Annotated in this window: 14 protein-coding genes; 3 read left to right on the forward strand and 11 right to left on the reverse strand. The window is 41.1% G+C overall.

From position 1 onward, the window contains the following. Positions 1–24 precede the first annotated feature (24 nt). The 3 genes from AC4BHP_RS13785 to AC4BHP_RS13795 form a co-directional block, all read right to left on the reverse strand. The gene (locus AC4BHP_RS13785; RefSeq protein ID WP_066109378.1) at positions 25–876 is read right to left on the reverse strand and encodes a 3-hydroxybutyryl-CoA dehydrogenase; all 852 of its coding nucleotides are present in this window, start codon (positions 874–876) and stop codon (positions 25–27) included. A gap of 18 nt (positions 877–894) precedes the next feature. Continuing rightward, positions 895–2,088, reverse strand: a complete 1,194-nt coding sequence (locus tag AC4BHP_RS13790; RefSeq protein ID WP_066109381.1) for an acetyl-CoA C-acetyltransferase — start codon at positions 2,086–2,088, stop codon at positions 895–897. 224 nt (positions 2,089–2,312) lie between these two features. Then, the gene (locus AC4BHP_RS13795) at positions 2,313–4,424 is read right to left on the reverse strand and encodes a (Fe-S)-binding protein (protein ID WP_490553016.1); all 2,112 of its coding nucleotides are present in this window, start codon (positions 4,422–4,424) and stop codon (positions 2,313–2,315) included. Positions 4,425–4,811: 387 nt separating this feature from the next. Between AC4BHP_RS13795 and uvsE the strand changes: the two genes are divergently transcribed. Further along, on the forward strand, positions 4,812–5,771 hold the full coding sequence (gene uvsE / locus AC4BHP_RS13800) for a UV DNA damage repair endonuclease UvsE (RefSeq protein WP_139892073.1): 960 nt from the start codon (positions 4,812–4,814) through the stop codon (positions 5,769–5,771). Between the two features lie 79 nt (positions 5,772–5,850). Here the strand turns inward: uvsE and argS are convergent, their stop codons facing one another. The 4 genes from argS to speE form a co-directional block, all read right to left on the reverse strand. Beyond that, positions 5,851–7,521 (reverse strand): arginine--tRNA ligase, encoded by a 1,671-nt coding sequence (argS, locus tag AC4BHP_RS13805; protein ID WP_490552841.1) that lies wholly within the window; start codon positions 7,519–7,521, stop codon positions 5,851–5,853. Continuing rightward, a complete protein-coding gene (locus tag AC4BHP_RS13810; RefSeq protein WP_066109390.1) occupies positions 7,518–7,970 on the reverse strand; it encodes a YwiB family protein in 453 nt (150 codons plus the stop codon). The genes argS and AC4BHP_RS13810 overlap by 4 nt, the downstream gene beginning before the upstream one ends. 150 nt (positions 7,971–8,120) lie before the next feature. Further along, entirely contained in the window at positions 8,121–9,002 is an 882-nt protein-coding gene (speB, locus tag AC4BHP_RS13815; RefSeq protein WP_490552844.1) for an agmatinase, read from the reverse strand. A gap of 42 nt (positions 9,003–9,044) precedes the next feature. Continuing rightward, positions 9,045–9,872, reverse strand: coding sequence for a polyamine aminopropyltransferase (gene speE / locus AC4BHP_RS13820; protein WP_490552846.1), 828 nt, complete (start codon positions 9,870–9,872; stop codon positions 9,045–9,047). A 212-nt stretch (positions 9,873–10,084) separates the two neighbouring features. Here speE and AC4BHP_RS13825 point away from each other — a divergent pair, with 212 nt between their 5' ends. After that, a complete protein-coding gene (locus AC4BHP_RS13825; RefSeq protein WP_490552848.1) occupies positions 10,085–12,166 on the forward strand; it encodes a transglycosylase domain-containing protein in 2,082 nt (693 codons plus the stop codon). A gap of 182 nt (positions 12,167–12,348) precedes the next feature. Here AC4BHP_RS13825 and AC4BHP_RS13830 read toward each other — a convergent pair whose 3' ends face one another. Next, complete coding sequence (locus tag AC4BHP_RS13830; RefSeq protein WP_066109401.1) at positions 12,349–12,858, reverse strand: YwhD family protein; 510 nt, start codon at positions 12,856–12,858, stop codon at positions 12,349–12,351. 20 nt (positions 12,859–12,878) lie between these two features. Next, positions 12,879–13,514, reverse strand: coding sequence for a site-2 protease family protein (locus tag AC4BHP_RS13835; RefSeq protein ID WP_066109403.1), 636 nt, complete (start codon positions 13,512–13,514; stop codon positions 12,879–12,881). A 141-nt stretch (positions 13,515–13,655) separates the two neighbouring features. Here AC4BHP_RS13835 and thmT point away from each other — a divergent pair, with 141 nt between their 5' ends. Then, entirely contained in the window at positions 13,656–13,841 is a 186-nt protein-coding gene (gene thmT / locus AC4BHP_RS13840; RefSeq protein ID WP_490552851.1) for a 2-hydroxymuconate tautomerase, read from the forward strand. A 144-nt stretch (positions 13,842–13,985) separates the two neighbouring features. Here thmT and AC4BHP_RS13845 read toward each other — a convergent pair whose 3' ends face one another. Both AC4BHP_RS13845 and AC4BHP_RS13850 read right to left on the reverse strand, forming a co-directional pair. Further along, on the reverse strand, positions 13,986–14,510 hold the full coding sequence (locus AC4BHP_RS13845; RefSeq protein WP_066109764.1) for a YwgA family protein: 525 nt from the start codon (positions 14,508–14,510) through the stop codon (positions 13,986–13,988). A 24-nt stretch (positions 14,511–14,534) separates the two neighbouring features. Further along, positions 14,535–15,845, reverse strand: a complete 1,311-nt coding sequence (locus AC4BHP_RS13850) for an HD domain-containing protein (RefSeq protein WP_490552852.1) — start codon at positions 15,843–15,845, stop codon at positions 14,535–14,537. Positions 15,846–15,849: the final 4 nt, after the last annotated feature.

The following is a 15,849-nucleotide window of genomic DNA, read 5'->3' on the forward strand; positions in this document are numbered from 1 at the left end:
CAGCCAGCCTCCTTTTTGACAAACTTAGTTGTATTGGTAAAATCCTCTGCCGGATTTCTTGCCGAGCCAACCGGCACTTACATATTTACGTAGCAGCGGACATGGCCGATATTTGTCATCTCCAAGACCTTCATGCAAGGTTTCCATAATGTACAAACATGTATCAAGCCCAATAAAATCAGCGAGCTGCAGCGGACCCATTGGATGATTCATCCCCAGCTTCATCACTTCATCAATGGCTTCCTTGGAAGCAACCCCTTCATATAGGGTGAATATGGCTTCGTTGATCATCGGCATGAGTATGCGGTTTGAAACAAAGCCAGGAAAATCATTTACTTCTACCGGAATCTTTCCGAGCTCTTTAGCGGTCTCTTCAATTTTTTTATATACTTCTTCAGAAGTTGCGAGACCGCGAATGATCTCCACAAGCTTCATGACAGGCACAGGATTCATAAAATGCATACCGATTACCTGCTCCGGACGTTTTGTTGCTGCTGCAATTTCCGTAATTGGTAAGGAAGAGGTATTCGTAGCGAGAATTGTGTGAACCGACGCAACCTCATCAAGCTCTTTAAATATTTTCTTTTTGATATCCATATTTTCTGTAGCTGCTTCAATTATGAGGTCGACATGACCTGCATTTTTCATTTCAGTTGAGGGTGTTAATCTTTCCAGGATCTCTACTTTTTCCTGTTCACTTAAACGCCCCTTCTCCACTTGCCTTAACAAATTATTTTCGATGGTAACCAGACCCTTTTTTACAAACTCTTCAGTTAAATCGTGCAGAAACACCTCGAACCCTGATACCGCACAAACCTGTGCAATTCCAGACCCCATTTGCCCTGCACCGATGACCATTATTTTTTTAATCTCCATCCCACTTCACCCCGTTTTTTATTCTTTTGCCTTTGGCACTTCGATCATAATGGCATCTCCCTGTCCGCCGCCGCTGCAGATAGACGCGATCCCTATGCCGCCGCCACGTCTCTTCAGTTCATACATGAGGGTGAGAATGATTCGCGCCCCACTAGCTCCGATTGGATGGCCAAGGGCAACCGCTCCACCATTTACATTCACTTTTTCAGCATCAAGATTGGCAAGCTTGCCACTCGCAAGGGCAACCGCTGCAAATGCCTCATTCACTTCAAATAAATCAATATCATCCAGTGATTTTTCTGTTTTCTTAAGCAGCTCATTAATGACTAAGCCGGGAGTTTTTGGGAAATCCTTTGCTTCCACAGCAATTTCGGCATGGCCGATAATTCTTGCACCAATCTTGTATCCTTCATCAATTGCTTTATCCTCACTCATTAAAACAAGTGCTCCAGCCCCGTCATTAATCCCCGGTGCGTTTCCAGCCGTTATTGTTCCATCCCGGTCAAATGCCGGTTTCAAGGAACTCAGCTTCTCCACTGTCGTATCTTTTCGCGGCGCTTCATCGATTTCCACAACAACCGGCTCACCTTTACGCTGTTTGACCGATACTGGAACGATTTCTTCCTGCAGAAGGCCGGATTCAATTGCTCGAATTGCCTTTTGATGGCTCTGATAAGCCCAGTTATCCTGATCACTTCTTGATAATTCCAGGTCCTCAGATGTGCTGTTACCGTAAGACCCCATATGTACACCGGTAAAGCTGCATGTCAAACCATCATGGACCATCATATCGACCAGCGGCGTATCTCCCATACGAGCTCCCCACCTTGCTTTCGGAAGAATATATGGAGCATTGCTCATTGATTCCATCCCGCCGGCCACGATAACTTCTTCTTCACCAAGCCGAATGATCTGGTCTCCGAGCGTGACGCTTCGTAAACCCGATGCACATACTTTATTAATCGTCTCTGTCTTTACTGACCATGGAAGCCCTGCATGTCTTGAGGCCTGACGAGAAACAATTTGCCCTTGGCCACCCTGTAATACACATCCCATAATGACTTCATTCACATCTGCCGCATTTACACCTGCACGTTCTATAGCCTCTTTGATTGCTATTCCGCCTAACTCCGAAGCTGTTAAACTGCTTAATGCTCCTCCAAATTTTCCAAAAGGCGTCCTAGCTCCATCAATAATTACGGTTTTCCCCATCGTTATCCCTCCGCTTTCAAATTTCATACTTTGGTTAATTGACTGAACGCTCGCTCGTCGTTGGCAGAAAATATGTAAGCGCTTTAATTTGGTATATTTGTATTTTACTGTAAATAAGAAAGAAACGGAAATATTTACACAATATTTCGAAAACAAATAGTTGTGTAAATTTCCGTTTCTGTCTCATCTATTACTATATGAACCCCTTCATATATCGGTGAAAATTAAGATGCAAGCTCCCTATGTTCCCCAAATACCGCTTTTTCAAGCAGTTCTGCCACATCGTATGTTTTAACTTCTTCTTCAACTTCCTTCGCCTTTGTGCCGTCACTTAACATAGTTAAGCAATATGGACAGCCTGAGCTGATAACTGTCGGATTGACCTCAAGAGCTTGTTCCGTACGGGCAACATTGATACGGTGGCCTGTTTCCTCTTCCATCCACATCAAGCCCCCACCCGCTCCACAGCACATTCCATTTTCGCGATTTCTTTCTATTTCTACAAATGAGGCTCCCGGAATTGCTTTTAAAATATCCCTCGGTGCATCATAGACATCGTTGTACCTTCCCAAGTAACAAGAATCATGGAACGTAATTTTTTCATTAACGGCATAAGTTGGTTTTAATCTGCCTTCCTTCACTAGATCAGCCAGCACCTGTGTATGGTGATAAACCTCTGCCTGTAAGCCGAAGTCCGGATATTCATTTTTGAAGATATTGAAAGCATGCGGATCGATTGTAACAATCTTTTTGACCTCATTTTTTTCGAACTCTTCAATATTCTTTGTAGCCAGCTCCTGGAACAGGAATTCGTTCCCAAGACGTCGCGGTGTATCTCCGGAGTTTTTCTCCTTATTACCGAGAATCGCAAATTTAACGCCGGCTTCATTTAAAAGTTTCGCAAATGATAAAGCAATTTTTTGTGAACGGTTGTCATAGGATCCCATTGAGCCGACCCAGAATAAGTATTCAAACTCTTCACCAGACTTCTTCATTTCCTTCACAGTCGGTACAACTACATCCTCACGAGCTTCACGCCAATCTTCACGCTCTTTACGGTTTAATCCCCAAGGGTTTCCCTGACGTTCGATATTTTGCATCGCACGCTGAGCATCAGCAGGTACTTTACCTTCCGTTAATACAAGAAAGCGACGCATATCAATAATGGTTCCAACATGCTCATTCATAACCGGACACTGATCCTCACAGTTGCGGCATGTAGTACATGCCCAAAGCTCTTCCTCTGTAATAACCTCACCCACCAAAGCTGGATTGTACAATTCAGCTGCTGCCGCAGACTCCGCAGCACCCGCACCCTGTGCAGCCACCGCGATTTGATTGCCTTTCGTATTACTGAATACAAATCCCGGAACCCATGGCTCTTTCCTTGTAACTGCAGCTCCCGTAAACGTTAAATGGTCACGCATTTTAATTAGAACGTCCATTGGCGACAGCATTTTTCCTGTCCCGGTTGCCGGACACATATTGGTGCAACGGCCGCACTCCACGCATGCGTATAAATCGACGAGCTGCAGATCCGTAAAGTCCTGAATCTTACCTGCTCCATACGTTTCCTGTGTTTCATCCTCAAAATCAATTTTCTTTAATTTTGGCGGAGTTAATCTGTGCAAATAAACATTGGCTGGTCCGGCAATTAAATGTGCGTGCTTCGATTGCGGAATATATACCAAGAACGTCAAAATGAATAGTAAATGTATCCACCAGGCCACATAGAATACAGCTATGGCAGCTGTCTCATTCATCCAGCCAAGCGCCATCGCAATCGTAGAAGCAACAGGCTCTGACCAATGAAGCTCACCGCCATGCCATACAATAGCAGCCCCGTTCGCTACAAGCGTTGCTAGCATTAATCCTCCGATAAAGATCAGAACTAGACCGGCTTTAAATCCCCTCTTTAGCCGAACAAGCTTCTCAATATAACGGCGATAGAATGCCCAAACAACAGCCACCAGTACCAGGAATACAACTATCTCCTGGAAAAAAGTAAAAATCGGATATATAGGTCCCAATGGCAAATGAGATCCCGGTTTAATCCCTTTCCAAATTAGATCAATCGCTCCAAATTGGACAAGGATAAACCCGTAAAAGAAGAGCACATGCATCGTTCCGCTTTTCTTATCCTTCAGTAATTTTTTCTGCCCAAATACAAATACCCAAATCTTTTCCAGCCTCTTCTTTACGTCATTATCAAACTCAGTTTTCTTGCCAAGTTTAATATAGGCAATCCTTGTTCTGATCAGATACGTGAACAGCCAAACTGCGTAAGCGGTTACAAGAACAGCTGCAACTAAGTTGATCCATAGAAGACCATTCATCTCCATCCCCGTCTTCCCCCTTTTGCTACCGAAAGCATGATTTAAAAGTTACCTACAACATAAAACGACACTAAACCCAATATAGTATAACTATATTTTATATAATGAATGAGCATTCAGTCAATCAATAATTTACATATTTTAGATTAATTATTAAAACATGGTAAATATAATCTAGTTTGTCGAATAGATCATTTGAGATTTATTTTTATATTTTTAGTCATACTAAGATGAGTACATATTGGTTAGAGGAACTACTTTGAGGTATACATTGATTCAGTTTCAATCCATATCCAGGAAGTATTTTACAGTTTAATACCAATACCCTGCCGCATAGCTTAATAAACGGCTACTACTTAAAAACATGGAAAGGAGAGGCCTTTATTTATGGATATTCGATTTGGATATGTATCCACTGCATTAAATCTTTGGAATTCAACCCCCTCCAAAACCATCACCTATACACGATGGAGCGGACTATCTCAAGAAGAGCAAATCGAACGATTACTCGCAATTACTAAACAAAATATCGAAACCACCAAACGAATTCTCCATTATAATATTGCACATGAAATACCGATCTATCGTTTCTCAAGCTCGATTGTACCGCTTGCAACTCACCCTGATGTTAAGTGGGATTTTATTACACCTTTCAAAAAAGATTGGGCTGAAATTGGCAAACTGGTACGGAAACACAAGCTTCGTGTCAGCTTCCACCCGAATGCCTTTACACTTTTTACCTCTCCTAATCATGATGTGACAGATAAAGCGGTTGAAGATATGGTTTACCATTATAAAATGCTGGAGGCTATGGGAATGCCAGACCAAGCACTCATTAATATCCATGTCGGCGGATCATATGGAAATAAACAAACGGCTATTCAACGGTTTTATGCCAATAGCCAAAAAATCCCTGAATCCATTAAGCAGCTCATGACACTCGAAAATGATGATAAGACTTATACAACTGAAGAGACTCTGCAGGTTTGTGAGCATGAGGATATCCCGCTTTTATTTGATTACCATCATCACGTGGCAAATCCTTCTATGACTCCATTGGAAAAATTGTTGCCCCGTATTCTTCTGACATGGGAATTGAGAGGCTGGAAGCCTAAAATCCATATATCTTCTCCCCGTTCGGAAAATGAAATTCGCGCACACGCAGCCAACGTCGACGTTGACTTTATCATGCCATTTATCCAAATGCTGAAACAAATAGGGATTCCTGAAATTGATTTCATAATCGAGGCAAAAAATAAGGATATTGCGATGATGAAGCTGATTGAGGATTTGGCTTCATTAAGAGGAATCAATCGAATAAGCGGCGGAAGCATCAGGATTAGATAATATTTGATAGCATTCTGTTACTAGCTTAAAAAAACAACCCACACCTCTCTTAAGGTGTGGGCATTTTATTAATATGAGATTACATTTTTTCTGGAGCAGATACACCAATTAGTTTTAATGCATTTGCCAGTGTAATTTTTGTTGCCTGAACAAGAGCAAGTCTAGCTTTACTTCTTTCAGGCTCTTCCTGATCTAATACTTTATCAGCATTATAGAAGCTATGGAATGTGGAAGCCAGATCAAAGATATAATTCGTGATTCTGTGCGGCATACGTTTTTGAGCCGCTTCTGCAACCGCTTGTGGGAATTCACCAAGTTTCTTCAGAAGGTCAATTTCTTTTTCAGAACCTAATCGGCTAAGCTCTGCGTCCCCTTCCAATATAATACCCACTTCAGCTCCCTGACGAAGGATACTGCAAATACGAGCATGTGCATATTGAGCGTAGTACACTGGATTATCATTGGATTCGGATACAGCAAGATCAAGGTCAAAGTCCATATGCGTGTCCGCACTTCTCATCGCAAAGAAATAACGCACGGCATCTAAACCAACTTCCTCCATCAAGTCTCTCATTGTGACAGCTTTTCCTGTACGCTTGGACATTTTCATTTTCTCACCATTTTTAAACAGGTGAACAAGCTGAATGATTTCTACCTCCAACGTGTCTTTTCCGTAACCCATCGCCTGAATCGCAGCTTGCATACGAGGAATATACCCATGATGGTCTGCTCCCCAAATGTTGATTAATTTTTCAAATCCGCGTTCCAGCTTATTTTTATGGTATGCGATGTCTGGTAGGAGATAAGTGTATGAACCATCATTCTTAATTAATACACGGTCTTTATCATCGCCAAAATCAGTAGATTTGAACCAGGTAGCTCCATCCATCTCATAGATATATCCTTTTTCTCTTAACAGCTCCAATGCAGGCATAATTTTGCCATCCTCATAAAGAGATGTTTCAGAGAACCATACATCAAATGGGACACGGAAGCTCTCAAGGTCTTTTTTCAATTTTTCCATTTCATATTTTAACCCGTACTCACGGAAAAATTTAAAGCGCTCTTCTTCATCGGCATTTACATATTTATCGCCAAATTCTTCAGCCATACGTTTACCGATATTGATAATGTCTTCTCCATGATAGCCATCTGCAGGCATTTCTTTCTCCATTCCAAGCGCCTGTAAATAGCGAGCTTCAACGGAATATGCCAGATTATTGATTTGGTTACCCGCATCATTAATATAGTATTCACGAGATACATCCCAGCCAGCTTTAGCCAGGATATTGGATAAAGAATCCCCAACTGCCGCACCGCGGGCATGACCCAAGTGAAGATCTCCTGTTGGATTCGCAGAAACAAACTCAACCTGAATTTTTTCTCCTCCGCCTACATTTGATTCCCCATAAGCTTCACCTGACTCCAAAATAGCAGGAATCAGATTTGTTAGGTATCCATTGTTTAAATAAAAATTGATAAATCCCGGTCCGGCAATTTCAATTTTTTCAATTGATGCCTTTGAAGTATCAAAATGATTAATGATTTCCTCTGCTATTGTCCGAGGTGCCTTCTTAGCAATACGGGCAAGCTGCATAGCCATATTAGTAGAATAATCTCCATGTGTTTTATCCTTTGGCAATTCAAGAATTACACCTGGAATCACCGCTTCTTCCGCTAATCCAGCCTTAATTACTGCCTGCTTAATCTCTTCTTTAATCTGATCCTGAATCTCTGTTACGATGTTCATCTTGTCTTTTCCTCCTTGACCGTCAATGTAAGTGAGTAGTTGCCCACATTCTCTTGTTGTAAAAATAGGTTGTAGGAAACATGGAAAATCTCTTCCTTCGTTTCCGGATGGACGGTATGCTCCAGCTTATTTGTACGTGTCGTTAAATCCAGTGTACCATGAATGCTTTCATAAGAGCCGCTGGTTTCTGTGCCAATTTTGTAAAGCTGTCTCATTTTAACCGCGCCGCTTCTAATAATTAGCATTTCATCCCCGTCATATTTAACAGTTGTATTGATTTTCCCATTGTTTTCAACGTGCTCAATATAGCGGATATATGTGGCATTTGGCATGTGATGCAACGTGCCAAATGTAATTAGCTCGATGTTCTCTTCATCGTCAACATATTGGATATGCGTCTTTAGCCGTACCATGACCTCTATGGGTGCGTTGCTTTTTTCCTCGGTCATTTAATGAATTCCCCCTGGAATTGATTATTTTACTCAATCATACAAGTATAAGGTAAAGAAAAACTCTCTGGCAACTTGTCCGAATCTTTTTTTCTAAAAAAAATCCCCTTGCTCTACTATCATAGACAGGGGATTGCTAGTCTTATTCAATTACAGGCGTTTATTTACCCAACCTAAAAGAATTTCGCGAATAAATTTAGCTGCAGCAATTTGTGTTTGTTCAGAGGAATCATAAGCAGGAGCAACTTCTACAAGATCTGCTCCCACCACATTTACGCCAGAGTTTGATATAGCAGTTATAGCCTCAAGCATTTCTTTAGATGTAATACCGCCTGCTTCAGCAGTTCCCGTACCCGGTGCATGTGCTGGGTCAAGTACATCAATATCAATGGTGACATACACATTTCGGCCGGCAAGGGTGGGCAGTACTTTTTTTAATGGCTCCGCCACATCAAATTTATACATATGCATTCCGGAATCCTTGGCAAATTGAAACTCTTCCCTCATACCTGAACGAATGCCGAAAGAATAGACATTCTCTGCACCAATCAAATTACAAATCTTCCGAATGGGAGTTGAATGGGAAAGCGGCTCGCCTTCATATTCTTCTCTCAAATCTGCATGAGCATCAAAATGGATAATAGCCAAATCCTCATACTTCTTATGAATTGCTTTTATAATCGGCCATGTAACGAGATGCTCGCCGCCCATACCAAGCGGGAATTTCCCTTCTGCCAAAAGGGTTTCAATGTACGCCTCTATCATATCAATGCTTTTTTGCGGATTTCCAAAAGGGAGCGGAATATCACCCGCATCAAAAAATTTAACAGCCTCTAAATGTCGTTCGATATAAGGGCTGTATTCTTCCAAACCAAGGGATACTTCTCGTATACGCGCTGGACCAAACCTGGATCCAGGACGGAAGCTAACTGTCCAATCCATTGGCATTCCGTAGAGAACCGCCTCTGAATCTTTAAAATTGGGATGACTTCCTATAAAAACATTACCGGAATAGGCTTCATCAAATCTCATAATCTGCACTCCTTTAATCCTCATCTATATGTTCATTTCTGTTTATTTTAAAAGATCAGCTACAAATTTAGGCAGCACAAAGGCAGCCTTATGAAGCTCCTTTGTATAATACTTTGTTTCCATTTCAATGAATCTATCATCACAAATCTCTAAAGGATGGTGTTTTTTTGAACCAATTGTAAAGGTCCATAAACCGCTCGGATAGGTTGGGATATTAGCCGTATATAGGCCGGTAATCGGAAAAATCTCTTTTACATCTTTAAAGACCGATTGAATTAAATCCGCTTTAAACCAAGGGTTATCCGTTTGTGCAACAAAGATGCCCTCTTCCTTTAATGCCTGATAGATTCCTGCATAGAAGCCCTTCGTAAACAAATTTATGGCCGGTCCAACCGGCTCTGTAGAATCTACGATAATTACATCATATTTATTTTCGCTTTTGGCAATATGCATAAATCCGTCATCAACCAGTACTTCAACCCGATGGTCAGTCAGGCTTCCTGCAACTTCTGGTAAAAACTGTTTTGAGTACTCAATGACTCTGCCATCAATCTCTACCAAAGTAGCTTTTTTTACATTCTCATGCTTAAGCACTTCACGGATTACGCCACCATCCCCGCCTCCTACAACGAGGACATGCTCTGGACAAGGGTGCGTATGTAGGGGAACGTGGGCTACCATCTCATGATAGACAAATTCATCCTTCACAGATGTCATCACCATATCATCCAGCAACAGCATCTTACCCCACTCTACTGTCTCTACAATATCCAGTTTTTGAAAGTCTGTTTGTTCCGTATGCAAGGTACGACTTATCTTCATGGTGATTCCAAAATGATTTGTTTGCTTCTCCGTGAACCAAATACCCATGATGAACCTCTTTTCTTGTTTCAGTTTCAGCGGCCCAATTATCATTCACTATCTATTAAACTTAGAAGAGTATAGTGCATTCTTATAAAAAAGTAAAGATTTTCCGATATTTCCAATATTATCGTTTCTATGTCTGTTTTACGTTTAAAAATGTTGGTTTGTTTTCATACTACTAATATGAATAATTTCACAACAGATCAGGGGGAAGACATGTGTCTCCAAGCAGACTTAGAAGAAGGAAATTACTTGCCTATAAGAGATCCCTTATACTTTTCGGATCACTGATTGCTACATTTGGAGTGATTGGGTTTGTTACCGTCCTACTTATTGTAAAGCTTGCCGGACCTCCAGCCATATCCGTCCCGCAAACCACTCAATATTTAGCTGATGATTTAAGTACATTTACGGAAAGCCACGGGGCCGAGAGGCGGTATTGGGTACCTCTCAGTGAGATATCGCCTTATTTAATACAATCTACTCTGGCAGTTGAGGATCGAAATTTTTATCATCATAACGGGTTTGATACAAAGAGAATTATAGGAGCAATTGTATCTGACACGATTGCCATGGCCAAGGTGCAGGGAGCCAGTACAATCACTCAGCAGTATGCCAAGAACCTCTTCCTTGATTCAGAAAAAACCTGGTCACGAAAGGCTAAGGAAGCTCTCTACACTCTTCGGATTGAAGACCATTTCAGTAAGGATGAGATTCTCGAAGGTTATTTAAATACGATTTATTACGGGCATGGAATGTATGGTATACAGGCTGCGAGCCACTATTATTTTCATAAGGATGCCAAAGATCTATCCTTGGCTGAAGCAAGCCTGCTTGCTGGCATTCCAAAGGGACCAGGCATTTATTCACCACTTGTTTCGAAAAAGAACGCAAAGGAACGGCAGGCTATTGTCCTCAACTCTTTAAAGGAAACCAGTCAGCTGAGTGCAGAACAGGCAAAAGAAACATTGGCATTAGCCGACCGCTTGCCCATATACGGTTCCCTGATTACAGAGAAAAAACAGGAGGCACCCTATTTTCTGGATGCAGTCAATCATGAGTTACGTCATGTCTTAAAGGGGAATGAGGAGCTGATCAGGCAAGGGGGATTAAAGGTGTATACAACCTTCAATTCCAAGCAGCAGGCCATTGCTGAAGAGGCTATTGCCAAGCATGTGCAGCCGGAAGGTGATTTTCAGGCAGCTTTAATTGCGATGAATCCCCATAACGGTATGGTTAAAGCATTGATTGGTGGAACCAATTATGAGCATAGCTCATTCAATCGTGCGACCCAAGCACTTAGACAGCCCGGTTCCACGATTAAGCCGCTGCTATATTACACAGCTTTAGAAAAAGGGTTCACACCATCGACGACCTTGCGAAGTGAAGTGACCACCTTTGCATTTGAAGGAGGAAAAGAAAAATATACACCCCATAATTTTAATAACCGATATGCCAATGAATCGATTACACTGGCTCAGGCCCTGGCTGTATCAGACAATATATTTGCCGTCAAAACACATCTGTTCCTTGGAGAGGATGAACTGGTTAAGGCTGTAAAGCGATTTGGATTAACCACTCCTATGACCAAGGTTCCCTCACTGGCGCTTGGAACGTCCGGAGTTAAGCCTTTGGAAATGACAAATGCCTATAACTTATTTGCCAACGGAGGAAAAAAGGTTAAACCTTACTTTATCACTAAGGTTACAGGGCGTGACGGAGAGGTTTTATATCAGAAAAAATTAGAACGGACAGCCATACTGAAGCAAGAGGATGCCTATGTCATGACACAAATGCTGACAGGTGTGTTCGATAAAAAGCTAAATGGTTACGCATCTGTGACAGGCGCCTCAATCGCACCTAAGCTTTCAAGGCCCTATGCTGGAAAGTCAGGCTCAACTGAGTATGATAGCTGGATGATTGGCTATACTCCACAGCTTACGACAGGTGTTTGGACCGGATATGATCGCTCTCAGAAAATCGAAACTAAACAAGATAAAATTGCAGCCAAAGAAATTTGGGCGAGCTTTATGGAGCAATCCCTAGAGGATGAGCCTGTTAAAGAGTTTAAACAGCCGAAAAATATTGTTGCGGTAGAAATTGACCCCGAAAGCGGCTTGCTTGCACACGGAGCCTGCCCGGTTAAACGCCTTACTTACTATAAAAAAGGAACCGAGCCGAAACAGTATTGCCATAATCATATAAACAAGGGAAACGATCTAAGCCCTTCTGATGAAAAGAATAAAGAAAAGTCACATGATCCGTGGTACAAGAGAGTATGGCCATTTGGAAAGCTTTAAACAATCCGACCCATAGCATAAGAAAACAAAAATCCCCAAACCATTAACGGTTTGGGGATTTTTGCGTCCTAGCTCTACGTGCTTGCACACTGTTTTTAGTGTACTTTTTTTACTGAAAACCGACAAGTAATATGCTGAATTACTTTACAAAAAAATCCATAATTTTCACGTTTTTGTCAATATTAGTTAGCGTTTAGCTTTTCCTTCAATTCATCAGGGGAGTTTTTCCAAAGCTCTTCATTATGTTTTTTCAGGAAGTTAGCTAAGATGATTTTTGAAGGTTCATCCATATGCTCAACGATAATATGTCTTTTCAATGATTTATCCATGCGATTCACATGCTCTGGCAATGATTTATAGCCGCGGCGAATCTCTTCATCAACCGTCATTTCGCATGCCGTCACACCAGCATAATAGGCTCCCTGTTTCGTCTGTTCGATTGTAACCCAAACAAGCCAGTATGGCTTTCCGTTTGGTACTTCATCTTTATTTGGTAAAAATTTGATTCGTCTTTCGATAGCACTTCTTGCATGCATAGCACCAATATCGACAAACGCTTCACCTGCTTCCACATCAATAATGACAGGTGAAACATTTTCCAGGCTCAACGCCCCCATTCCAAAGCCTTTATGGCCATCAGTAGGGTCGTTTTTGATGATATTAAAAGTTGGTTTTTTCTTCTCTTGACTCATGGATATGTACAAGCCTCCCTTTAAATAAATATTGAAACTAAGAATCGCTCAATCGCTGGTACTAACTTATAAATGATTGGATCGATTGTGTAATTACCAAGCGGTGTAATCACCAGGATAAGGAAAATCAACGCTCCATATTGTTCATACTGTGTCATTTTTGGACGTATATCAGCCGGAACGAGGTCCTCAATAATACGATACCCATCAAGTGGAGGAAATGGCAATAAATTAAATACAAACAGTACAACATTCAAGCGGATAAAAATATTAAAAAACGTGTAGATAAACTCAGGTAAATTAAATCCTGCGATGCTTATAATATATATCAATAGGACACCAATAAAAGCCAGCACAAGATTACTCAAAGGGCCTACCACTGAAACAACAATACTGTTCATCCGTGGATTTTTAAAGAAGAAGCGATTGACCGGTACAGGTTTCGCCCAGCCAAACCCGACCAATATAATAAATATCGCACCTAATGGATCAATGTGCCGAATCGGATTTAACGTCAGCCGTCCCTGATTTTTTGCAGTCATATCTCCAAATTTATAGGCCGCATAGGCATGTGCATATTCATGAACAGTAAACGCAATGGCGAGAGTTACAAGTGTATATGGTAAATTGACCAATATGCTTTGAAAATCAAACATCAAAACATCCCCCTTTTCCTTAATATAAAACCTTTCAGTTAGGTTCAACCTTCCATTCTGCTTTTCACCACTTGCTTTCCGCCGGCGATTATGAAAAACTATCAACATAATCACTTGTTTTACAAATGAGGAGGACATTATATGCCGTATGTAACCGTTAAAATGTTGGAGGGCCGCACTGAAGAACAAAAAAAGGCCTTATGTGAAAAAGTCACTGAAGCAGTTTCTGAAACAACAGGAGCACCAAAAGAAAGAATTACGGTGTTCATTGAAGAAATGACTAAATCTCATTATGCGGTTGGCGGTGTACGCGCCGGCGATCAATAAACTTTGTTCGGATTGCGTGTCTTTCATCCACACCGAACATTATTAATCCAATTACATATTATTGGACCCGACTTTCGTTTTTAAGTGGGAGCCGAATGGAGCAAATACGCTCCATTCTTTTTATTTCTCCAGTATTAAAAAGAACTAATTCGCGTACATTGGTTTATTTTCCTTAATAAGCTGTGCTGCATAATTGAAGGCTTCCTCTATTTCCTCAGGCAAATACTGTTGCTCCGCCTTTAGTTCCTGGATTTTCTTAATAATCTCATCCTTGGATAAATGGTCGAAATAAAAAACCGTAGAAACCAATTCAAGAAAACGTGCATTATGATTGTTCAATCCCTTCACACATGCAGACAGCTCGTCGTTTTCATTGTCTTTGCTGTATAAAGAAAGAAATTCTTTGCCTGCCTCTGTTAAAGAGTAGTCATAATGAACATAGCCATTTTCCTTATCTTTTATTTCAGATAAAAGCCCTAAATTGCAAAGCTCTTCTATCTTTAACGTTAATTCCTCTGAATAGGGTCCATAAAAATGAAATTCAAATCTCTCCTGAAAAGGATATTCGAGTTTTTTTGAGATAAACACCATCTTTTGAAGCTTTTTTCTTCCCCCAATATGCCCGGCCGCATCTATGGCTGAAAGAATTCTGGCATGCTCCTTCAACACCATTCTTCACTCCTTCAATATCAATTAATCCCAATCAAGCAATTCTTTTATTTTTTCCTTTATTTCTTTATGATTCGCTTCATCTTCTAAAATATCAGCAGGAAAGTACAGTTTATGATCCGTGCGTCGTTTACCGGAAATCGCGTCTACGATATCCGATTGTCTGGAAAGCTCTTTAAGTTCTCTCGTTTTGGATAACAGATAAATCGGTACCCTTTCTCCTTCTTCTCCAGGCCGATAAAAATCATACGGTAAATCCGATGAAGAATCTAGCACCAAATAATACTCTGGATCGAGACCGGCTGATGCGAACAATTGAGTGAGCTCCATCACTTTTTTCATTTCCGCACTGGATGACGGAAGGAATTCTACATACTGGAACAAATTCCGGTTCATGAACCTCGTGCATAAATCACTCAGTATGCTATCCTCTTCTTCTCCCCATAACTGAAAATAGTACAGCATTATACTATCGTCTAATTTCAAATAATCATATAGGGTAACAGACTGGGTAAATAAAGACGAAAAATGATGAGGTTCCTGTTTAAATTGATAATTCTTCTTATATAAATCTTTAGCGCGGTGCAAGATTTTTGTCAAAATCACTTCTGCGCTTCGAGATACTGGATGGAAATAAACCTGCCAGTACATTTGATAGCGGCTCATAATGTAATCTTCTACAGCATGCATACCGCTTTGCTTGAAAACTACCTGATCCTCCGTCGGTCTCATCACTCGGAGAATCCGCTCCATATCAAACTGGCCGTAGCTCACCCCAGTAAAATAAGCATCCCGTAACAAGTAGTCCATCCGGTCTGCATCAAGCTGACTCGAGATTAAGCTGACAACCAATTTATTGGCATGTGTTTTGGCAATGACTTCAGCTACCTCTTTCGGAAAGCTGGCATCTACCTTTTTTAAAATTGCATTAACCTCAGTATCCCCTAAAATAATCTTCCTTGTGAATTCCTCATGGTCCAAATCAAAGACTTTTTCGAAGGCATGTGAAAAAGGACCATGCCCGAGGTCATGGAGCAAAGCTGCACATAAAGAAAGAAGACGATCTTTCGGGTTCCATTCCGGCCTATTAGCAAATACCCCATCCACAATTCTTCTCACAATCTCATATACTCCAAGAGAGTGATTAAAACGGCTGTGTTCAGCCCCATGAAATGTTAAATAGGTCGTTCCAAGCTGTTTAATTCGCCTTAAACGCTGGAATTCCTTTGTATCAATTAAATCCCAAATGACCCGGTCATTCACATGCACATAGCGATGCACCGGATCCTTAAATACTTTTTCTTCGTTTAATTTTTCCAGAGAATATTCTATCATTCTA

The organism is Pradoshia sp. Z4_20, assembly GCF_058216035.1.